A 20788-nucleotide genomic window follows, 5' to 3' on the forward strand; every position below is an offset into this window, starting at 1 on the left:
ATTCGTTCCCCGTTCACAACGCCCCGCGCATACCCCCGCAACCGAGGTTCACGCCTTGCCCGCCTTGTTGACTGTGCCACACAAAGACTCCGCCCGTACCATTCCGGGCGGCACTGCGTACGACGGCGTGAATATGCCAGGATCACCTATATGGCTGAGGCAGAGATGACCAATACCGGACCCGCTGAGCCGCCAGACCGACTGTCGGTCGTGTCCACGACCGTCGACGGCATCCGCGTAGTGACCGTGGCCGGAGAGATCGACCACCACACCGGCGACGCACTCCGCCAGGCCCTGGACGCCTTCCGTACCCCCCGCCCCGGCGTCGTGGTCGACCTGCACCGGGTCACCTTCATAGACTCCAGCGGCATCAACATCCTCATCGCCGCTCACCTCGCCCTCCGCGAAGCCGACGGCTGGCTGCGCCTGGCCGCACCCGGCGAATCCGTGATGCGCACCCTGAACATCGTCGGCGTCGACACCCTCATCGACTGCCGGGAAACGCTCGACCAAGCCCTCAGCAACTGACGCTTCAGCGCCGGCCTCTCTGTCGCCGGGAAGGAGTTGGGGTTGCTGGACATGGCAGGAGGCGGGGGCTGCCACGCCGAAGGGGAGGTTGGCCGCGAGCTGGACCTCTTCCCCCCTCGCCGCTCCTTCTCCCCGGGCTCGCGCGTCTGCACCCGGTAACTCCGTCGCGCCCGCTCGCGGCTTCTCTTCCGTCGACAACCTGGTTGACGCGTTCGGCCCGCCTGAGCTGTGGACCGGCGGTGGGGTTTCTCGGCCGCCTCGTCCGCCGGCGGCTAGCCGCCTTCGGCGCGCAGTTGCTCGTTGATGCGCTGGGCCTCTGCGAGCTGGTCTTCGAGGATGACGATGCGGCAGGCGGCCTCTATCGCGGTGCCCTGGTCGACGAGTTCGCGGGCGCGGGCGGCGATGCGCAGCTGGTAACGGGAGTAGCGGCGGTGGCCGCCTTCGGAGCGCAGCGGGGTGATCAGGCGGTGTTCGCCGAGGGCGCGGAGGAAGGCGGGGGTGGTGCCGAGCATCTCGGCGGCCCGGCCCATGGTGTAGGCGGGGTAGTCGTCATCGTCGAGGGGGACGATGGGACGGGAACTGGCAGGGGGCATAGACCTCTTCTTCCAGGGGACGCATCGGGGGGCCCGGGTGCCACATGGCACCCGGGCCCCGAGCTTTCAACACCATCTACCGGCCGACTGCGCCGGCCTTCTGTGTCCGCACGTTCCGCCTGGAAGGACGGGACTGCGGGGATCGCGGATGCGTGACCGGGGACCACCTTCCAATCCGGGGTCTTGCGGTACCCGGGCGGACTGCTTCCTCGCCCGGGCGATCCTGATGGCGTTCGGCTCCTTACCTTCGATTACTCGGTTGTACAGCTGGATACCGCGGGTACTGCTCGCGGCCCCCGTGGGGCCGGTCCTGCTTGACCTGCTTGCGCGGCAGTTCGTGTCTGCCGTGCCCTCTTCGACTTCCTGGGTACGACAAAACAGTAACCCCGCTACGGGCCAATGTCTACTCCAGCCATGACAGTTTTTCTCCACGGAGTGCGCGTCTGCTTCTGCCACAGGTACGCCAGCAAGAATGCTCACTCGAATGGCGGTCCCCGCTCAGGACCGCGCTCCGACTGGAGATCCCGCGGGACGTGGCCGCGCACGAGCCGCGTTCAGAGTGTCCTTCGGCCGGCGCCGGGGACGGGCTCAGGCCTCAGCAGGATCTCGGACCGTGCCGACCCACCCGTCAGTTTCCCGATGTCACAGCTGCTCACGGCGCCGCCTCGTACCGGACGGTGCTGGACCGCGTCGGCGTCTGCAAGAGGCGTGCGACGGAGGCACTGCGTGCTGCCGGTGGTAGCCGACCCCCGGCACGATCGTCCGGTGCCCTGCGAACCGGCGTCGCGTCACTGCGAAGGAATGCGGAACTCGAATTCGGGCCGGTCCCACGGCACGGCGGGCGGATTCGCGAACGCGGTCCCGGTCCGCACCGCACCTGCGCGGTGGTAGAAGTCCTCGGCGGGACGATGCGACACGACCTTGACACGGTCCAGCCCGGCGGCCCGGGCCTCGGACTGCATGTGCGCGACGAGCAGTCGTCCAATACCCCGCCCTTGCGCTTCGTCGGCGACGAACAGCAGGTCGAGTTCCGGTGGAGCGAGGACGAGCGAGTAGAACCCGAGGACCCGGCCTCCATGCTCGTCGGCCCCGACGGCCACGAACGTGCGGTGGGCCTCGATGTAATCAGGACCGACCCGGTAGCCCGCGACCGCGGCTGCGTACATACCCTGGTAGGCGCCTGAGCCGCGCACGAGCCGCGTGAGCCGCTTGGCATCCCGCGCGACGGCCCTCCGTATGGTGATCGGCCGGCTGACCGGGGAAGTGCGTGAACTCATCGGGAGAGTATTGCACCGGGAGGTGCCGTCATGCGGCGGGTCGGCCGCTCGGGCAGGACTCCCGCACCGCTTCCGGCAACCGCCTGCCCAGGCTTCGGTCGGCCGAGTCACCGCGGCCCCGCACCGGCCGCCCGCCGTGGCGACTTGGACGCCCGGACCGCTGCGGAGGAGCCGGGGAACGCGGTGGCCGACCGCTGCTTCCCCTGGGCCTGCCGCAGCGAATGCCAGCGTGTGCGGGACGACCTCGGGCCGGCCTCGTGACCCGCATCAGGAGACGCTGGACCGCACGCCGGCGAACGGATGCGCCCTGGTTGATCGCGTAAGCCCCCGGGCCCCCGTCACCTCAGTGCGACGGCGGGGCCGGCTGGGAGGATTGCGCCGGCCGGCCCGTACGGGCGCCCGCACGGCACGTCGCTGTGCCGCCCGGCAGCTGGTGGCGTCTGGCGGCGACCAGTCTGTAGACGCCGTGGGAGAGCCACCGGACGGGGACCGTGAGCAGGAGGCCGCCGAGGATGTGCCACCTGGGGCCTGCGCTCAGCAGGGCCTTGGCCAGGGCTTGGGAGCCGCCGTACACCGTGCCCGTCGGGGTGACCCAGAGCACTTCGTGCTGTGCCCGCCGCTCCGTGACGCCGAGTGCTTCGAGATCCGTGAACTGCCAGGCGGAGACGGTGCACTTGGGCCTGACATGGCGGGTGATGAACCGTACCGAAGCGGTGCAGAAGCCACAGTCGCCGTCGTAGACGAGCAGTGAAAGCTGTGGGAGCCGGCCGTCGGTGCGGTGGGAGAGGTTCATCGGATGCTCACGCCCCTTGCAGGCATCCGTCCGCGGATCGTCCGTGGCGCTCGCGGATCCCCCGCGCCAGCGCGGTGATCCGGCCGCCGGCCCAGACCAGAAGAGCTGTTGGCAGGAAGACCGAGTCGCTGACGATCATGGCGAGCGAGAGGAAGGGGATCCCCAGGATGACCGCGATCCCGACGTGCTCGAGGATCATGACGGCAAGCAGCACGTTCTTGACCTTGCGGTACATGAGGGTGAAGGGAAAGGAGATCTGCATGATCACTGTGCCGTAATACAGCAGGAAGACCAGCAGCATGTTCGCCGAGACGAGACCGGTCAGCCACGGCCAGGGGCGGAAGAGGTCCAGATGCATCGCATAGTAGACGGCGCTTCCGTCCTGCCACTTCGTCCCTTGGCTCTTGTACAGGCCCGCCGAGGCGTAGATCAGACAGACCTGGGCGGCGATGACCAGCATCGCGCAGTTGTGCAGCATGGCGGCGCCGGAATCCAGCAGGGCGCGCGTCTCATGGCGAGGGGCCCACCGGTTCAGGGCGAACCACACCCCCTGGAGGCTCCACATGGCCCAGAAGATTCCGAGCCAGCCGTCCCAGTGGACACACGAAGCCCACAGCAGCAGGGGGCCGAGCACGGACCACAGGGCCACCCCGGCCCGGTCTTGCCGTGTGCCGTCGGCACGATGTCCACGGCGGCGCGCGTCCAGCGACCAGACCCGGCCACAGCGGGTGAAGGCCAAGTACACCGCCATGATCCGGATGATGTCGTCACCCGCGTCGCCTGCGAACGGACTACGGTTCTCGATCGCCAGTACCCCCACGAGGAAGAACACCGCCGTGGCGCGGGTGCGCAAGCATCCTGTTTCATGGTCAGCGACCATGGGTTGTGGTCACCGAACAGCACGCGGCGGTTCGGCCACTCCCGGAGCAGGTAGCAGGCGAAGAAGAAGCCGTAGCCGATCCGGATGACAGCGGCCTGGTACGGGGAGTGGGTGCGGCCGGCGAAGGCCATGAGTCGCGAAAGCCGCGCGATGACGCGTTCGCGCACGGCGACCCGAACGGCAGGATGCCCGGTTGTCGACGGCTGGGGCTTTGCGGCCGATGAGGGCGGGGATGCGGTGACGCCGTCTGCGGGAGGTTGCGGCGCCGGAACGGCGACCGCCGCCGCGTTGCGGTTCTCGTACACGTCACAGCTCCTTGTAGGACTTCTCATCGACCGGCCACCACGGCAGGATTCTGTAGGCCGTCGCGTCCGGCGCCTTCTGCCCCGTCCACTTCGGAGGGGCGACGTCAGTGGTACGGCTCGCGAGTTGAATACGGGTGATCCGCTCGCCGTGCCACTGACGGCCGAATCGCTGAAGTGCGATCCGCTCCAGGTACTCGATGGAAAGCGCGCTGCGCATGCCGTTCGTAGGCTTTTCCTTCAAGTCATGCGTTTGCGTGTAGAAATCCCAGGACCGGCGGAGGACGTTCTGATCCAGATGACTGGGAACCGAGTTGTGTTCCATCGCTTCGAGATGCGAGAACGAGAGGTTTTCCCAGTCCCACGTGTGCCGGGCGCCATGGCGCCCCAGGGTCTGGACCCGCGCACCGACCGACACGTTCTGGGCCAACGGGTTGGGTGCGAACATCTGCCACTTCTGACCGAATTCAGGATAGATATAACCGTTGATCTTCTGTTGATATCTGTTGGTCACGGAACTGGCCGGCGCCAGAGTCAGGAAAACCATACACAGGTGCCATAAAGCCGCGCCGATCAGAACGGCGGCCGCGACCGTCAGCAGCGCCAGAGATGTCGACGGTTTCGGGGGCGACGCCGCCACGCCCGCGCCGAGAAGGACGGACGGTTCACTTTCGGCGCGCCGTGTTGCCTGACTGGCCGCCCCGGGGAAAACCGGCGGCGTGTCGGGGCTTCTGGGCGGCGCGATGTCGCCCGTTTAGGCGTTGGTCGGGTTGTTCGTGCCGTTGGATCCCCCGATGATGCCGATGGGAATCAGGGTCAGCGTCAGGGTCGGGTTGAACGTCGCGTTCTGAGTGCAGTACCCGAAGGTGCCACCCTTGCAGTTGTGGTCCAGGTTCAGGGACGAGGAGCCACTTCCGTGGTCCGGACCGCCGTAGCCGAGGGTGTGGCCGACGGACGAGATCACTCGGTGCGCGGGCAGGACGGACGGGTTCGCGAGCGCCACCCCTCCGCTTGAACACGCAGGGAAAGTTGACCCACATGCCTTAATATCCCCCGGAGATTCACCCGCCCGACCCAACCGCCCTCCATGGAAATAACAGGCCGTTGGATGTAATTTGAGCCGTTCGAGTTCTCGATGTGCGGCAGGCTCGTTCATCCGCTTCAGTCACGGCCGGAGGCTGATCCCCGCCCCACCACCTGCCCGAGACCCGGTGTCGGATCCAGGTACAGCTGTCTGATCACCGGGAACAGCTCCCGCAACTGCGCTTCGGCGCGTTCACATGCCCCCACGACGTCGGTCGCTGTCGCCGTTCCCTGGAAGTCGACCTTGGCGGCGACCAGGGCCTGGCGCGGACCCTGCACCAGGGTCGTCAACTCCAGGACGGCCTCGATGTGTTCGATCTGGAGCAGCTCGGCGCGTATCCGCTCCCGAACGTCACGCGGGAGAGCGCGGCCGATCAGGAACTCGGCGTTGGACCGGCCGAGCACGCAGGCGACGTACAGCAGGAGCGCGCCGATGCACAGGGAGGCGATGCCGTCCCAGACGCCGGAACCGGTCAGCTGTCCGCCGAGCAGCCCGGCCGCGGCGAGCAGCAGGCCCACCAGGGCGGTGGAGTCCTCCAGGACGACGGCCTTGACGGCGGTGTCGGGGGTGCGGCGCAGGAAGCGCCGGAAGGGCACTTCGACCCGGGCCGCCTCCCCGCGCGCCTGCTTCAGGCCGGTGCGCAGCGAGTAGCCCTCCAGGAGGAAGGCGACGACGAGGACGACATAGGAGACCAGGGGGTCGCCGGGCTCTTCGCCCTCGACCAGGGTGTGGAGGCCGTCGTAGAGGGAGAAGGCGGCGCCGCCGACGAAGGTGGCGACGGCGGCGAGCAGCGCCCAGATCCAGCGTTCGGGGCCGTGGCCGAGGGGGTGGTCCTCGTCGGCGGGGCGGGCGCTGCGTTTGAGGGAGGTCAGCAGCAGCACCTCGGTGACGGTGTCGGCGACCGAGTGCGCGGCCTCGGACAGCATCGCGCTGGAGCCGCTGATCAGGCCGGCGACGGCCTTGGCCAGGGCGATGCAGAGATTGGCGAGGGCGGCGACGACGACCGTGAGGAGGCTCTCGCCGTTCCCGGCCGCCGTGGGTACTGGTTTTGACATGGCCTCGAGTGTCCTGTGTGCGGTGAACGGGAGGGCGGGCCGGGCGCCCGCGGTGGAGGAGTCGGCGTGCTGTCGCGGCAGCGCCGGGCGGTGATCCACCACACGGCCCGCCCGGCGAAGGGCCGTCGCCGACGAGCTGGTACGGCGGCGGGCGGCTGCCGGGAGCAGGCCGGCCGGGGGCGCGGGGGCGCGGCCGGTGCGCACGGGAAGCGGCGTCGACGGCGGCACGGCCGAGCACCGGGTCCTGGGGCGGGGGTCGTCGTGGCGCGCGCGGTGGGCACCGGCAGGGCGGGGAGACTGACTGTGCCGTCGCCGGGTCCGCGGAGCACCGGGTGTGGTCTGCCGGCGAGCGCCGCACCGGCCTGGCGTCCCGCCCGGGAAGCGGTGGGCGCGTCACCGGCACACCGGTGACGCGCGGGACGTCCGTGTCACCGTCCGCTTCCGGGGGTGGTGCGTCGCGAACCGCGGGCATCTGGGCTCCCTCCGCGCCGTGGCGTCGCCGGCGGGACGCACTGCCACGAGTCCCTGCGCGCCGGTGCGCGTCCGTGCGGCGAACGCTAGGCGCACGGCCGCCGAGGACGTGCCGGTCGGTGCACGGCCAGGGCGCCGAGAGTGCACAGCGGTGCCCGGATGCCGTCCTGCGGTCCGGCCGGCACGGAGCCCCCCGGTACCAGCCGCCGCCCGGCCCGCCCGCACTCCGGATTGTGCGCGGGGTGGTCAGAGTCCGTGCGCACGCACGCAAGAGGGGGCGCGGCAGCGGCCATAACGTGGCCGCAGTCCAGTGGATCCCGCATCCGGTGGGCATGGCCGCGCCGGGACCACCGGCACATCCACGACGTCTCAGGAGTGTGCAATGTCTTACGTGTACGAGCCGGTGCAGCCGGTGCTGGAGCCCGCCGCGGCGGCGTTCGCCGAGGCGACCGGCAAGCCGCCGTACCTGGCCGACCTGGGCCCGGTCGAGGGCCGCAAGACGGTCGACGAGGTGCAGTCCGGCGACATCGCCAAGCCCGCGGTGGACGACGAGTGGATCACCGTCGAGGGCGGACCGACCGGCTCGGTGCGGGCCCGGATCGTCAAGCCGGCCGGGGCCGGGGGCACGTTGCCCGTCATCCTCTACATCCACGGCGCCGGCTGGGTGTTCGGCAACGCCCACACCCACGACCGCCTGGTCCGCGAACTCGCCGTCGGCGCCAACGCGGCCGTGGTCTTCCCCGAGTACGACCTCTCCCCCGAGGTCCGCTACCCGGTCGCCATCGAGCAGAACTACGCGGTCGCCCGCTGGATCGTGAAGGACGGCGCCGGCAAGGGCCTGGACGCGTCCCGCCTCGCCGTGGCCGGTGACTCGGTCGGCGGCAACATGGCCGCGGCGCTGACGCTGATGGCCAAGGAGCGCGGTGACGTCTCCCTGGTGCAGCAGGTGCTGTTCTACCCGGTCACGGACGCGAGCTTCGAGACCGGCTCCTACCACCAGTTCGCCGAGGGCTACTTCCTGCGCCGCGACGGCATGCAGTGGTTCTGGGACCAGTACACCACCGACGAGACCGAGCGCGCCCAGATCACCGCCTCCCCGCTGCGCGCCACCACCGAGCAGCTCGCCGGCCTGCCCCAGGCCCTGGTCATCACCGCCGAGGCGGACGTGCTGCGCGACGAGGGCGAGGCGTACGCGTCCAAGCTGCGCCAGGCCGGCGTAGCCGTCACCGCCGTCCGCGTCGAAGGCGTCATCCACGACTTCGTGATGCTCAACGCCCTGCGGGAGACCCACGGCGCGGAACTCGCCATCACCCTGGCGGCCCGCACGCTGCACGCCGCTCTGCACACCAGCTGACCGCGGGCGGGACGGCGCGCACGGAGCAGTACCGTGCGCGGGGAAAGGCGGCCAGCCCACCGGCTGGCCGCCTTTCGCCGTACGACCGGCCGCCGCCCCGCCCCCGCCCTACACCTCGTGGAGAGACAGTGACGACTTCCAACGGCATCGACCCCGACGTCCCGCCCAGCGGCACCGGCTGCGTGGAGTGCGAAGCCACCGGCGGCTGGTGGTTCCACCTGCGGCGCTGCGCGGGCTGCGGTCACATCGGCTGCTGCGACGACTCCCCCTCCAAGCACGCCACCGCCCACGCCCGGACGAGCGGCCACCCGTTCATCCAGAGCTTCGAACCCGGCGAGGACTGGTTCTGGGACTACGGCACGTCGACCTTGTACGAGACGGGGCCGCAGCTCGCTCCGCCGCACAGCCATCCGGCCGACCAGCCCGTTCCCGGACCCGCGGGACGCGTGCCGGCCGACTGGCAGGACCGGCTGGGCTGACGCCGGGCCGCCCCCGCCCCCTCCCTCCCGGCCTCGGGCGCGGGCATTGGTGGCAGGGGCGCGGGCGCCGGTGGCATCGGTGGGCCGTCGCCGCCGGGCCGCTGCCGACCGGCCCCCGCCGTCCTGACCGCGCCGGCCACCCCGCCTACCCCTCGGCCGGATGGAGCGTCAGTGCGTCAGGCCTGGAGGCGGACGCTGCGCCACTCGCGGGGCGAGAGGCCGTAGGCACCGCGGAACGCCCGGCTGAAATGTGTCGGGTTGACGAACCCCCAGCGCTGGGCGACGGCGGACACGGTGGGCGTGGTGCGGCCGCGCCGCGCCAGTTCACGGGCGCACTTCTCGAGCCGGCGCCGCTGTATCAGCCGGCTGACGGTGATGCCCTCGTCCTGGAAGAGCCGGTGCAGGTACCGCACCGAGATGTTGTGCGCCTTGGCCACGGACTCGGGTGACAGGGCCGGGTCGCCGAGGTTCTGGTCGATGAACTCGCGGACGCGGGCCACGAGATGGTTGCCGGTGCTGCCGTCGCCCTGGGCCTTCGCCTCCATCTGCTCGGCGACCAGGGTGGAGAAGAGGTCGACGAGACCGTTGGCCAGCCCGCCCGAGGCCGAGGGCAGGTACTTGTGCGCGGAGGCCACGACCGTGAGGATGAACGGCTTCAGGACCGCGGCGCACCCCCGTCGCGTACTCATGACCCTGCCCATGACGCCGTCCAGCTCGTCGTCCGTGAGGGCGAGCATGCGGCGCGGGATGTACACGACGCGCAGCGAGAAGGGCTCGGGGTTGTCCATGAGGCACGGGCGGGCCGTGCCGTAGACGAAGAGGTCGCCCGGTCCGGCCGTCCCCTCGTGGCCGTTCTGCGCGAGGACGGTCCTGCCCGTCGTCTGCACGCCCACGGCCACGAAGGGTTCCGGGGAGCGCTTGATGTGTGCGGCCGTCCGCCGGACCCGCTGTGCGTCGGCTTCCACGGTGGTCACCCGCAGCCCGCCGATCCTGTCGGTGACGATCCGCCCCCGGAAGGAGCTCTCCTTGTCCGGGACGACGCTCACGGGCACCAGCGCACGACCGAGGGCGTCGCGCCAGTAGGCGCCTTTCTGCTCGCCGGGCACCAAGGCCGTCGTCAACACCGGGCTCATCCGGTACTCCTCTCCCACCACATGACACTGGCGGGGACCGGTGCCTTGGCACGGTGCGGGCCGGCGTCCAGGCCGACCGCGGAACGTCCCGTCGGCTCCCTCGGCGACGGGTGCCAGGCGACGACCTCGCGGCCTGCGTCCCCGCACCGGACAGCCAAGCGGCCGGCCTGGGCGATCACCAGGCACGAAGCAGGCAGTCCGGACGAATCGTGAGCCACCGGCCCCCGCCGGGGCGGGGCGACCGGGCCCGGCCACGCGTGACCACGTCGCACGCGGCACCTCGTTGACCGGCTGCGCACGGGTCGTTGCACCAGCGCGAACTCCGGCCCCCCGGCGCCCTTCTCGCAGGCGCATCCCGTACGGCCCCGGCATAGCCTGAACTCGCATCAGCCGGCACGACCAGGGGCCGCTTGATGCCACTTCATCTGTTGGAACTCCGGTCAGCAGACAGTGGCGAGGTGCTTTGAACATGACAGCCGTGGAACCTGTGCGCGCGGCGGCGGAGCCGGCCTTCGGCTCCGTTCTCCGGGAGCTGCGCCTGGCGGCCTCACTCACCATCGAGGGACTGGCCGAGGCCAGCGGCGTGAGCGTCCGGGGCATCAGCGACCTGGAGCGCGGACACCGTACGGCGCCGCAGCGGCGCACCCTCGCCGCCCTCGCGCGCGGCCTCGGCCTGTCCGGGCCCGGTCTGCGGCGTTTCCTGGGGGCGGCCCGCGCCGGGCGCAGCGACGCGTACACACCGGTCGGTGTCCAGGCCGTACCGCAGGGCGTGCCCGGCTTCGTCGGCAGGGAGCGGGAGCTGTCCCGGTTCGCCGAACTGGCGGCGCTCGCGGCGCGCGGGCGCGCGGGGAACGGCGAGGGTTCCGCGTCCGCTGCGGGCACGGCACCGGTGGTCGTGGCGGTGTCCGGCCCGCCGGGCGTGGGCAAGACGACGCTGGCGCTGCAGGCCGCGCGCCGGCTCGCCGGCCGCTTCCCCGACGGCCAGCTGGTGGTGGACATGCGGGGGCTGGACGACGAGGCGCCCACGCCGGTGCAGCTGATGCTCGGCGTCCTGCGGGCCCTGCGGGTGACCGACCGTGAGCTGGGCACCGCCGGGCCTGAGGGCTACATCCCCCTCTACCGGCAGACGATGGCGCAGCGGCGCTTCGTGCTGGTCCTCGACAACGCCCGGGACGAGGCGCAGGTGCGCCCGCTCCTGCCCGCCGCCGGCGAGGGCGTGGTGATCGTCACCAGCCGGCGCATGCTCACCGGTCTGGAGGGTGTGCACCGTGTTCCCCTGGATGTCCTGAGCGCGGCCGAGGCCACGGCGCTCCTGGCGAGGCTCGGGGGCGACGAGTACGCGGCGGCCGGCGCCGGGGAACTGGAGCGGATCGCGCTGCTCTGCGGGCGCCTGCCGCTCGCCCTGCGCCTGGCGGGCCACTGGCTGGCCACGCGCAGGACCGGGCCGGTGGCCCGCCCCGCCGACCCGCTGGTGCCGGCCGCGGAGCGCTGGGGCCGCATGGTCGCGGGAGACGTGCGGGTGTCCGGGGCCTTCGACCTGTCGTACCGGCAGCTGAGTGACGCCGCCGGCCGCATGTTCCGGCGGCTGGCGCTGGTGCCGGGTCCCGACGTCTCCGCCGCGGGAGCGGCGCGGTTGTGCGGACAGCCCCTCTTCGACGCCGAGGACGCCTTGGAGGAACTGGTGGAGGCGGGGCTGCTGGGCGTCGAGCGGGACCGCTACCGCATGCACGACCTGCTGCGGATCCACGCGGGGAACAAGCTGGGCGAGGAGGAGGACGCGGCCGCCGTGGCGCGGGCCGGGGAGGCCCTGCACGACTGGCTGCTGCGGACCGCGATCGTGGCCGGCCGGTGGTACGAGCCGGGCTACGGGGCGCCGCCGGCCGGCTGGGAGGGGGACGTCGACCTGTCCACGGCGGACAAGGGCCGTGCGTGGCTCCAGGAGGAGAGCGCGAACTGGCTGGCCGCGCTGCGCGCCGCGGCGGCCTCGGGCCGGCACGCGACGGTGGTGGAGGTGGCGGAGTCCCTGCACTGGTTCTCGGACCAGTGGGTGTTCTGGGGCCACTGGCCCGAGGTGTTCGCCGTCTCCGCCGACAGCGCGGAGCGGACCGGCGACCCGGTCCTGCACGCCACCCACCTCAACTACCTGGCCTGGGCGCGCCTGGTGTGCGAAGGACGCCACCGGGACGGCCTCGCGCTCTCCACCAGGGCCCTCGACGTCGCGCGGCTGGCCGGCGATCGGCCGCAGCAGGCGTGGGCCCACTTCTACCGGGCCTGGGCACACCGCAAACTCTCCGCATACGGAACGGCGGCCGGCCACATGAGCCGGGCGAGCCGTCTCTTCGACTCGGTGGGCGACCTCGAAGGGGGCCTCTCCGCCCGGCACGGGGTCGCGCTGATCCTGACGGAAGCCGGCCACGCCAAGGAGGCGTTCGATGCCTTCCGCCGGGCCCTGGAGTACATCGACGCGGCGAGGGACCGTCTGGAGCCGCACGCGGTCGTCTTCGCCCGGATCGGGATCCACGGGGGCATGGCGGACTGCTGCGAGCGGCTGGGCAGGCCCAAGGAGGCCGTGTTCCACCTGCGCACGGCCGTCGGGCTCAGCGCCGAGAGCGGCAACACCGGTTTGCAGAGCCGCGATCTGCACCGGCTGGGCGTCATGCTGCTGGAGACGGGACGCACGGCGGACGCGCGCGCCGTCTTCGCCCGCGTCATCGCTCTGGGGCCCTCCGCGGACCCGCGGGTCGTCCGGGAGGCCGCCGCACGGCTCGAAGCCCTCGACGCCGTCACCCTCTGACCGTGTTCGCGCAAGACCGTGGGGAGCCGCGAGGGTGAGTGAGGGGACACACGAGTTCGGCGTGCTGCTGCGACGCCTGCGGACGGACCGGCTGCTGACCATGGAGGGCCTCGCCAGGGCTTCGGGGGTGAGCGTCCGGGGCATCGGGGACCTCGAACGGGGCCGGCGCGCCGCCCCGCAGCGGCGCACGGTGGCCGCGCTCGCGGCCGGCCTGCGCCTGGACGAGGAGCAGCGCCGGCGCCTGCTGGCCGCGGCGCGGGCCGACCGCTCCGGGTCGGTGCCTCCCGTGTCGGTCCGTACGCTCCCGCGCGGCATCGACGATTTCGTCGGGCGGCGGCACGAACTGGCCGCGCTGGCGGCAGCGGCGACGGCCCTCGCCGCGGCACCCGACGCCGCGGCCGGCGGTCCCCGGCCCACGGTCGTGGCCGTGTCGGCTCCGCCGGGCATGGGCAAGACCGCGCTGGCGCTTCAGGCGGCCCGGGTCCTCGCGGACCACTTCCCGGACGGCCGGGTGGTGATGGATCTGCGGGGCATGGACGAGGATCCGCCGTCGGCGACGGACGTCATGCTGAGCGTGCTCAAGGAGTTCCACGTCGCGGACGCCGAGATCGTGCAGGCGGGTGCCGCCGGACGGGCCGCGCTCTACGAGAGCGTCCTCGGCGACCGGCGGTGCCTGCTGATATTCGACAACGCCCGCGACGAGTCCCAGATCGCCCCGCTGCTGCCCCGGCGGGGCCGGGTCCTGTCCGTGGTGACCAGCCGCAAGGTGCTCACCGGCCTGCGGGACGTGCGGCGCATGAGTCTGGGGGAACTGTCTCCCGGGGAAGCCGTCGCCTTCCTCGGCGGGATGATCGGGGAGGAGCGCGCCCGCCGGGAAGCCGCTGCCCTCGGTGAGGTGGCCCTGCGGTGCGGGTACCTGCCGCTGGCCCTGCGGATCGCCGGCAGCCGGCTCGCGACGCGTACCGGCTTGAGCGTGCGCCGCCTGGCCGACCGGCTCGCCGTGGACAGGCGCCGGCTCGACGTCCTGGTGGCCGGGGACCGCAAGGTCTCGGCGGCCTTCGACCTGTCCTACCGTCAACTCACGCCCGACGCCGCCCGGTTGTTCAGGCGTCTGTCCGTCGTGCCCGGCGCGGACGCCGGCGCGGCCTGCGCCGCGCATCTGCTCGGCCAGGGCCTGTCCCGCGCCGAGGACGTCCTCGGCGAACTCGTCGGGGCCGGCCTCCTCGAGGCCGTCGGCGACCGCTTCCGGCTGCACGATCTCCTGCGTCTGTACGCGCACAACCATTTGGAGGCCGCGGAAGGGGAGGCCGGAGCCGAACGCGTGCGGGCCGGCCTGTACCGCTGGCTGCTGGAGACGACCGTCGCGGCCGGCCGGTGGTTCGAACCGGGACGCGCAGCCCCTCCGTCGTCCCGGCGGGGGCTGGTGGACCTGTCCTCCGCCGATCTCGCCGGTCGGTGGCTGCGCAGTCAGGGCACCAACTGGCTGGCCGCGTTGCGCGCCGCGGCGGACGCGGGAGAACACTCCGTAGTGGTGGAGGTGGCGGAGTCCGTGCGCTGGTTCTCCGGCCGGTGGATCCTCTGGGGCCACTGGCCGGAGGTGTTCCGGATGGCCGCGTTCAGCGCCGGCAGGCTCGGCGACGAGGCAGCCGGAACCATCCGTCTCGGCCCCTGACCGCGCGGACGCGATTCCGCGACGGGCGCGGGCCCGCTCCTCCCAGGACCGGGCTCACGGCACGCGCCCGTCTCGTCGGCATGCGGGCGGGCGGCGGCGTTTCTGCCTCTGCGTGCATCGATGTGTGCTGACACCGCACGCCGGGACGGCCGGGCCTGAAAAACGCCGCGGACGCATCTTTACTGGGACGCACAGCCGCGAACGGAAAGGTTCATCGATGGCCACGCTGACGGTCTGGAAATTCGACACGCCGGAAAGTGCGGAGCAGGTGGAGCAGACACTGCTCGAGTTGCAGAAGCAGGAACTGATCACCGTGGTGGACGCCGCCACCGTCAGCTGGCCCGAGACGGCGAAGAAGCCCAGGACCAGGCAACTGACCGATCTGGTCGGGGCGGGTGCCCTGTCCGGCTCCTTCTGGGGACTGCTCTTCGGCCTCATCTTCCTCATGCCGCTGCTCGGCGCCGCCGTGGGCGCCGCGGCCGGCGCCCTGGGCGGCAAGCTGACCGACGTGGGCATCGACGACGACTTCATCGAGTCGGTGAAGGCGCAAGTGACCCGCGGTACGTCCGCGTTGTTCCTGCTGACCCGGGACGAGGTGCTCGACCGGGTGAAGGAGGCGTTCCCCACGGAGCACGCCGAACTCATCCGCTCGAACCTCGACCGGGACCAGGAAGCCCGCCTGCGCGAGGTCTTCGCGGGCTGAACTCCACCGAGGGGCGGGCCGGTCCTCCACGGGAAGGAACTGGGGCAGCGCCAAGCAAGAGAGGAAGGAATCTCGTGAAATCCACCACCAAGCCACTGTTGCGTTTCTGGGAATGGCAGGCCCAAGCCGCTTGCCGTGGCATGAAGAGTTCGATGTTCTTTTCTCCGGCGGGCGAGCGCGGAAGTGCCCGCAGGCGCAGGGAGGCGCGCGCCATCGCCGTCTGCCGTGGCTGCCCGGTCCAGTCCGACTGCCGGTCCTTCGCCGAGAACTCCCGGCAGGCGTACGGCGTCTGGGGCGGTTCCACCGAACGGCAGCGCCGCGCCCTCGGCCCCGGCGGCTGAACCGGGCCCGGAAGCGTACGACGGGGTGCGCGGCCGGGCGGGGCGCGTATCTGGAACGTTCACGCGATGTACCGGCGTCCGGCGGCTGGCACGGTGTCCTGAGGCAGACAGGCTGAGGGGCAGGACACGTGCCGGCAGACGCAATCACACCGGGCAGGACACGGGGCAGGACCGGGAACTCGTTCAGTGCTCGTTACTCCACCGACGCGGTGCCCGAGCACCACAGAGCGGCTTACTGGTCCGACGCCCTGGCCCGCACGTTCGCGGGTGCCGAAGCCTCCGTCCCGGGTGACCGCTGCCGGGGCAGGCTCCAGACCACCCGGCTCGGCCCGGTGCAGGTGGTCACCGTCGAGGGCGGTCCCGTGCGGATACGCCGGCCCGCACAGCCGGCCGAGTCCCCGCCCGACGGCTGCCTGATGGTCATGTCCCTGTTCGAGGGCGGCGCCGTCGTGAGCCAGGGGCACCGGGAGACGCGCGTGGGGCCCGGCGAGACCGTCTTCTACGACGCCGCCCATCCCATGCGCATCACCTTCACCGGCACCTTCCGCGTGGCCTGCCTGGTCTTCCCCCGGGGGCTGATCGGCCTGACGGAGACGCGCCTGAAGCGGGTGCTGGCGACGCCGATCAGCAGGTGCGCGCCCTCCGCCGCGCTGCTGTCGCCGCTGCTCGCCCGCCTCGGGGACACCGTCGCGAAACTGCCGCCCGGCACCAGCGAGGTACTGGTGCGCCACGTCGTCGGCCTGCTCTCCGTCCTCGCCGAGGAGCAGCTGCCCGAGGAGGTCCCGCTGCCCGGGGGCGCGCAGGACCTGCTCGCCCGCGTGAAGTCGTACATCGACCAGCGGCTCGGCGATCCGGACCTGACCCTGCTGTCCATAGCCCGCAGCCACCACATCTCGACCCGCTACCTGCACAAGCTCTTCGAGGCCGAGGACACCACGGCCAGCCGGTGGATCCAGCGCCGCCGGTTGCAGCGGTGCCGCCGCGAGCTGGCCCGTCAGGGGTCCGCCGCCATGACCATCTCCGCCATAGCGCGCCAGTCCGGTTTCTCCAGCGCGGCCCACTTCAGCCGCGCCTTCCGCAGGATGTACGGGATGTCGCCGGCCGAGTGGCGGGAGAAGGCGCTCCTGGACGGTGAGCCCACGCCTGCCGGAGGAGCCGCCGCCCACCGGGCCGGGGCGGAACCGCGGGTGCCGCGTCTGAGCGCGCTTCCGGCCCGACGGCCGTCCGGGACGGCCGCGGCCTGATGCGGTCGGCCGCCCTCCCGGCCAAGGGGGCTTTCCCGTCATCCCTGTGTTTTTCGGCCGAACTCGCCTGTGCGTGCGATAGTGGACCACCGGCGCGTCGTGCGGGGCGCACGCAACGGTCGGTGATATGGCCTGGCCTCGGCCGGGTGCTCGTGGAGGAAGGGAACGCCTGTGACGGCGGCGGGGCAATCGCTGTCCAGAAGCGGTCTGCGCGGCCGGGAAGCCGAGGTGGAGCGGCTCCGGACGCTGGCCGGCTCGGTGGCCCGTACGGGCAGCGCGGCCCTGGCGCTGATCACGGGCGAGGCGGGCATCGGCAAGACGGCACTGCTAGAGGACTGCGCCGGACACGCGGAAACGCTGGGCTTCTCCGTCGGCCTCGGCAGGGCCGACGAACTGCACCACCTGGTGCCGCTCTCCTCGCTGCTGGCCTGCCTCACCCACCATGACCGGCCACTGCTGTCGGACGAGGCGTTCGCGGATCTGTCCCGGGGTCACGACCACCGGATCTGGCTGGTGCAGCACCTGGCGGAGCAGATCGAGGTGCTGGCCGCGCGTACCCCGGTGCTCATCGGCCTGGACGACGTGCAATGGGCCGATCCGCTGAGCCGCTTCGTCCTGACGCAGCTTCCGGCACGCGTGCGCGCCTCGCCCGTGCTGTGGCTGCTGACCAGGCGTCAGGATCCGTCCCGGGAGGCGGACGAGACGCTCGCCGCAGCGTCCCGCGCCCTGCCGGCCGTCGACGTGCGCCTGGGCCCGCTCTCGTCGTCGGCCATCGAGCAGCTTGCGGACGACGTGCTGGGGACCGACGTCGACGAACAGGTGCGCGACCTGCTCGCGGGCGCCGGAGGCAATCCCTTCCTGGCGGTCGAGCTGCTCACGGGACTGCGGTCCACGAACCCCTCCGGTGAGCCGGTGCCGACGGGCCTGGTGGCCGGTGTGCGCGGCAGGCTTTCGGCCCTCTCCCCCGGCACGCTGCGCTTCCTGGAGATCGGGGCCGTGCTGGGGCGCAGGTTCCGCTTCCAGGACGCCGTCGCGCTGAGCGGCCGGCCCTCGCTGGACATGGTCGGGATGCTGGACGAGGCGGTACGCGTGAACGTACTCGCCGACGAGGGGGACTTCCTGGTCTTCCGTCACGACCTGCTGCGCCAGGCGGTCTACGCCGGCATCCCGCCCTGCGACCGCCGGGCGCTGCACCGGGAGGCCGCCCAGCAGCTCGTCGCCGCCGGTCACCAGCCCATCGAGGCCGTCTCCCACCTGCTCACCGGGGCACTGCCCGGTGACGAGGAGGCGGTCTCGCTGCTGCGGCGAGCCGCCGACGACGTACTGCCCGTGACCCCGGGCCTCGCCGCCGACCTGCTCGTCCGCGCGCTGGAACTGACACCGCCGCGGAGCCCCGCCGGCTATGACGTCGGCGAGCGGGTGATCGTCGCCCTGACCCGGGCCGGCCGGAACAAGGAGGCGCTCGCGACCGGGGAACGGCTCCTCGCGCGGCAGCCCCCGCCGGACGTGTCCAGCCGCCTCCAGGCAGCGATCGGTGCCACCTTGTGGAACCTGGACCGGGCCGAGGACCTGCGGCGCCGCGTCGACACCGCGCTCGCGGCCGGCGGCGCCGGCCCGAAGACCGCGGCGCGGCTGACGGCCCTGCGCGCCCTGGCCCGCTCCCGCGGCAACGACCTGTCCGCCGCGCGGGCGGACGGCGAGGCGGCGCTACGGCAGGCCGTCGCGACCGGCGACAGCGAGGCACACGTCCAGGCGCTGTTCGGGCTCGGTGAGGCGGCACTCAACGCCGGCGAGACCGCCGCGGCCCTGACCCTGTTCACCACCCTCGGCGCGGTCGATCCCGCGTACCTGCCCGAGGAGATCATGGCCTGTCAGCACCTGGACGACTTCGCGCGCGGTGAGCGCCTGCTCGCCCGGGCGACGAGCCGGAAGGACGGTTCGCTCCGCGAGGGCATGCTGCTGTGGGCCCAGGGACACCAGCGCCTGGGGCTCGGACGGCTCGACGACGCCGAGGCCGACTTCGTCACCGTCGAACGCCTGGAGAACGAGGTCGGTGCGCCGGTGCACCAGGTCAACGCCCGGGTCATCCGGTCCCGCATCGGCCTGCTGCGCGGCGACCGGCAGGCGGCGCGGCGCGACCTGGCCGCGGCGCGGGAACGGCTGGCGGTGAAGCCGAATCCCGGCAACACCGCCGCCGTACGGTTCCTGGAGGCACTCCACGCCCGTGCCGCGGACGATCACGCACTGGCCCTGGAGCGGCTCCGGGAGGTCCAGCGGCACGACGCCCTCATGCGGTGGCGCCTGCTGCGCGCCTGGGTGGACGACGCGGTCCGCATCGCCCTGCGGGGCGGCGACCGCGAGCTGGCCGAGGATCTCGCCGCGCAGGCCGAGGCGCACGCCGCCCGCAACCCGGACGTGCCCACCGCCACGGGCCTGGCGGCGCAGGCACGGGGGCTGGTCGCGAACGACGTCGACCTGCTCCGGCGCTCCGTGACCCTCCTGCGGGGCGGTCCCCGGCCGCTGAACCGGGCGGCGGCGCTCGTCGACCTGGGGACGGCGCTGGTGAACGCCGGTCTGCGGACGGAGGCCGCCGAGGCCCTGACGGAGGCGCGGGCCACGTACGCCGAGGCGGGGGCCCATGCCGCCGCGGCGCATGCGCACGGCCTGTCGGGACGTGCGGGAAGGCGCGCCCGGCGGGTGCCGGCCGGCCCGCGCCCGGCCCACGGCTGGGAGGCGCTGACGGCGTCGGAGCGGAAGGTCGCGCGCCTGGTCGCCGCGGGCCACACCAACCGTTCGGCAGCCGACCTGCTCGTCGTGTCGCCGCACACGGTCAACACCCACCTGTCCTCCGTCTTCCGCAAGCTGTCCGTCAACTCCCGCGTCCAGCTCACGCGCGTGGTCGCCGCCTCGGAGGACGGCTGACCGGCGCACCGGGTCCGTTCGCGGGAGGAGACCCCGGCGCACGTGCGCCCCTACGTCCCCGCCGCCCCCGCCCGCCCGCTCAGTGGCCGGCGCGCACGGACCGCACGGCGTCGAGGATCACGTCGGTCACCGCGCGTGGGTCGCTGACGGCGACGGCGTGCGGGGCGTGGACGGCGGTGGTGCGGGCCTTGGCCCGGGTGGCCATCCAACGCTGGGCGGCGGGCGGGATGTTGCGGTCCTCGGTGGCGATGAGGTACCAGGTGGGCAGCTCCTTCCAGGCGGCCGCTGTGGCGCGTTCCCGCAGGGCGGCCACGGTGACGGGACGCTGCCCCACGGCCATGACCTCCGCCGTGGCGGCGGGGACGCCGGCGGCGAACTGCCGGTGGAACAGGTCCTGGCGGATGAGGAGTTCGTCGCCCTGGCCGCCGCCGGGCAGCGGGTACTTCCGGGTGACGGTGGTGCGCGCCAGGGAGCTTCCCGGGTAGGTGTCGGTCAGCCCGGCCGCGCTCTCGCCGGCGTCGGGGACGAAGGCGGCGATGTAGACGAGGGCCTTGACGTGGGCGGCGCCGACGGCGGCACGGCTGATCACGGAGCCGCCGTAGGAGTGGCCGACGAGGACGACGGGGCCCTCGATGGTGTCGAGGACGCTGCGGAGGTGGGCGGCGTCACCGGCCAGTGAGCGCAGGGGTACCGGCGGGGCGACGACGCGGTGCCCCCGCTCGATCAGCCGCTCGACGACGGGAGCCCAGCTCGAGGCGTCGGTGAAGGCGCCGTGGGCGAGGACGATGGTGGGGTGGGGCGCGTCGGGGGCGGCCGGGGCGGTCGTACCGGCCGGGGCGGGTGCCGGGGTGGCGCGGGCGGGGCCGGTGGCGCCGAGGGCGGCCGCGCCGGCCAGCAGGGTCACGGTCACGGTGCGCCGTGACAGGGGTGTGTTCATCGGTGGCTTCCCGAGGGGTGTGTGCGGTGCGCGGGCTGCTACTTGGTGGTGGCGGCGACGGCTTCTTCGATGAGGGCGATGACGCGGGCGGGGTGGGCGAGCATGACGAGGTGGGAGGAGTCGACCTCGACGGTGGTCATGCCGGCGCGCCGGTAGCCGAAGCGTTCGACGTCGGGGTTGATGGTGTGGTCGGAGGAGGAGACCAGGCCCCAGGAGGGCTTGGTCT

Annotated in this window: 18 protein-coding genes and 1 pseudogene; 9 read left to right on the top strand and 10 right to left on the bottom strand. The window is 72.4% G+C overall.

Annotation, left to right across the window (positions count from 1 at the left end; translation table 11 throughout):
* Positions 1–210: 210 nt before the first annotated feature.
* The gene (locus AB0947_RS25130) at positions 211–528 is read left to right on the top strand and encodes an STAS domain-containing protein (RefSeq protein ID WP_366752588.1); all 318 of its coding nucleotides are present in this window, start codon (positions 211–213) and stop codon (positions 526–528) included.
* 272 nt (positions 529–800) lie between these two features.
* On the opposite strand, the gene AB0947_RS25135 is transcribed toward AB0947_RS25130, so the two are convergent.
* The 7 genes from AB0947_RS25135 to AB0947_RS25165 all read right to left on the bottom strand — a co-directional run bounded on the left by AB0947_RS25135 (position 801) and on the right by AB0947_RS25165 (position 6512).
* Entirely contained in the window at positions 801–1121 is a 321-nt protein-coding gene (locus AB0947_RS25135) for a MerR family transcriptional regulator (protein ID WP_366752589.1), read from the bottom strand.
* Positions 1122–1909: 788 nt separating this feature from the next.
* Positions 1910–2398 (bottom strand): GNAT family N-acetyltransferase, encoded by a 489-nt coding sequence (locus tag AB0947_RS25140; protein ID WP_366752590.1) that lies wholly within the window; start codon positions 2396–2398, stop codon positions 1910–1912.
* Positions 2399–2741: 343 nt separating this feature from the next.
* Entirely contained in the window at positions 2742–3191 is a 450-nt protein-coding gene (locus AB0947_RS25145) for a DUF393 domain-containing protein (RefSeq protein ID WP_366752591.1), read from the bottom strand.
* 7 nt (positions 3192–3198) lie between these two features.
* The gene (locus AB0947_RS25150) at positions 3199–4044 is read right to left on the bottom strand and encodes a hypothetical protein (protein WP_366752592.1); all 846 of its coding nucleotides are present in this window, start codon (positions 4042–4044) and stop codon (positions 3199–3201) included.
* A 333-nt stretch (positions 4045–4377) separates the two neighbouring features.
* The gene (locus AB0947_RS25155) at positions 4378–5013 is read right to left on the bottom strand and encodes a DUF5819 family protein (RefSeq protein WP_366752593.1); all 636 of its coding nucleotides are present in this window, start codon (positions 5011–5013) and stop codon (positions 4378–4380) included.
* A gap of 114 nt (positions 5014–5127) precedes the next feature.
* Positions 5128–5376 carry a hypothetical protein gene (locus AB0947_RS25160; protein ID WP_366752594.1) on the bottom strand — a complete coding sequence of 83 codons (249 nt, stop codon included), beginning with the start codon at positions 5374–5376 and terminating at the stop codon, positions 5128–5130.
* A gap of 158 nt (positions 5377–5534) precedes the next feature.
* Entirely contained in the window at positions 5535–6512 is a 978-nt protein-coding gene (locus AB0947_RS25165; RefSeq protein ID WP_366752595.1) for a cation diffusion facilitator family transporter, read from the bottom strand.
* Between the two features lie 853 nt (positions 6513–7365).
* On the opposite strand from AB0947_RS25165, the gene AB0947_RS25170 reads away from it, so the two are divergent.
* Both AB0947_RS25170 and AB0947_RS25175 read left to right on the top strand, forming a co-directional pair.
* Entirely contained in the window at positions 7366–8337 is a 972-nt protein-coding gene (locus AB0947_RS25170; RefSeq protein WP_366752596.1) for an alpha/beta hydrolase, read from the top strand.
* A 128-nt stretch (positions 8338–8465) separates the two neighbouring features.
* Entirely contained in the window at positions 8466–8816 is a 351-nt protein-coding gene (locus tag AB0947_RS25175; protein WP_366752597.1) for a UBP-type zinc finger domain-containing protein, read from the top strand.
* 176 nt (positions 8817–8992) lie between these two features.
* Here the strand turns inward: AB0947_RS25175 and AB0947_RS25180 are convergent, their stop codons facing one another.
* The gene (locus AB0947_RS25180; protein WP_366752598.1) at positions 8993–9949 is read right to left on the bottom strand and encodes a helix-turn-helix domain-containing protein; all 957 of its coding nucleotides are present in this window, start codon (positions 9947–9949) and stop codon (positions 8993–8995) included.
* Between the two features lie 478 nt (positions 9950–10427).
* Between AB0947_RS25180 and AB0947_RS25185 the strand changes: the two genes are divergently transcribed.
* From AB0947_RS25185 to AB0947_RS25210, 6 genes are all read left to right on the top strand, one after another.
* Positions 10428–12743: a helix-turn-helix domain-containing protein gene (locus AB0947_RS25185; RefSeq protein ID WP_366752599.1), complete on the top strand. Its 2316-nt coding sequence runs from the start codon at positions 10428–10430 to the stop codon at positions 12741–12743.
* A 34-nt stretch (positions 12744–12777) separates the two neighbouring features.
* Positions 12778–14415: a helix-turn-helix domain-containing protein gene (locus tag AB0947_RS25190; RefSeq protein ID WP_366752600.1), complete on the top strand. Its 1638-nt coding sequence runs from the start codon at positions 12778–12780 to the stop codon at positions 14413–14415.
* Between the two features lie 217 nt (positions 14416–14632).
* Positions 14633–15118, top strand: coding sequence for a DUF1269 domain-containing protein (locus AB0947_RS25195; protein WP_366752601.1), 486 nt, complete (start codon positions 14633–14635; stop codon positions 15116–15118).
* Between the two features lie 74 nt (positions 15119–15192).
* A complete protein-coding gene (locus tag AB0947_RS25200; protein ID WP_366752602.1) occupies positions 15193–15459 on the top strand; it encodes a WhiB family transcriptional regulator in 267 nt (88 codons plus the stop codon).
* Between the two features lie 128 nt (positions 15460–15587).
* On the top strand, positions 15588–16703 hold the full coding sequence (locus tag AB0947_RS25205; RefSeq protein WP_366752603.1) for a helix-turn-helix domain-containing protein: 1116 nt from the start codon (positions 15588–15590) through the stop codon (positions 16701–16703).
* A 171-nt stretch (positions 16704–16874) separates the two neighbouring features.
* Complete coding sequence (locus tag AB0947_RS25210; protein ID WP_366752604.1) at positions 16875–19625, top strand: AAA family ATPase; 2751 nt, start codon at positions 16875–16877, stop codon at positions 19623–19625.
* A gap of 79 nt (positions 19626–19704) precedes the next feature.
* On the opposite strand, the gene AB0947_RS25215 is transcribed toward AB0947_RS25210, so the two are convergent.
* Both AB0947_RS25215 and AB0947_RS25220 read right to left on the bottom strand, forming a co-directional pair.
* Complete coding sequence (locus AB0947_RS25215) at positions 19705–20562, bottom strand: alpha/beta hydrolase (RefSeq protein ID WP_366752605.1); 858 nt, start codon at positions 20560–20562, stop codon at positions 19705–19707.
* A 38-nt stretch (positions 20563–20600) separates the two neighbouring features.
* Positions 20601–20788 (bottom strand): annotated as a pseudogene (locus tag AB0947_RS25220) (alpha/beta hydrolase); the annotation flags it as partial.

The organism is Streptomyces sp. NPDC047841, from assembly GCF_040704085.1.
GTDB lineage: Bacteria > Actinomycetota > Actinomycetes > Streptomycetales > Streptomycetaceae > Streptomyces > Streptomyces argyrophylli.

What these genes read in the sequence shown, in the direction of transcription:
- AB0947_RS25195 (WP_366752601.1), top strand. Translation starts at nt 14,633, where the DNA reads ATGGCCACGCTGACGGTCTGGAAATTCGACACGCCGGAAAGTGCGGAG.
- AB0947_RS25140 (WP_366752590.1), bottom strand. Translation starts at nt 2,398, where the DNA reads ATGAGTTCACGCACTTCCCCGGTCAGCCGGCCGATCACCATACGGAGG.
- AB0947_RS25135 (WP_366752589.1), bottom strand. Translation starts at nt 1,121, where the DNA reads ATGCCCCCTGCCAGTTCCCGTCCCATCGTCCCCCTCGACGATGACGAC.
- AB0947_RS25215 (WP_366752605.1), bottom strand. Translation starts at nt 20,562, where the DNA reads ATGAACACACCCCTGTCACGGCGCACCGTGACCGTGACCCTGCTGGCC.
- AB0947_RS25170 (WP_366752596.1), top strand. Translation starts at nt 7,366, where the DNA reads ATGTCTTACGTGTACGAGCCGGTGCAGCCGGTGCTGGAGCCCGCCGCG.
- AB0947_RS25180 (WP_366752598.1), bottom strand. Translation starts at nt 9,949, where the DNA reads ATGAGCCCGGTGTTGACGACGGCCTTGGTGCCCGGCGAGCAGAAAGGC.
- AB0947_RS25165 (WP_366752595.1), bottom strand. Translation starts at nt 6,512, where the DNA reads ATGTCAAAACCAGTACCCACGGCGGCCGGGAACGGCGAGAGCCTCCTC.
- AB0947_RS25145 (WP_366752591.1), bottom strand. Translation starts at nt 3,191, where the DNA reads ATGAACCTCTCCCACCGCACCGACGGCCGGCTCCCACAGCTTTCACTG.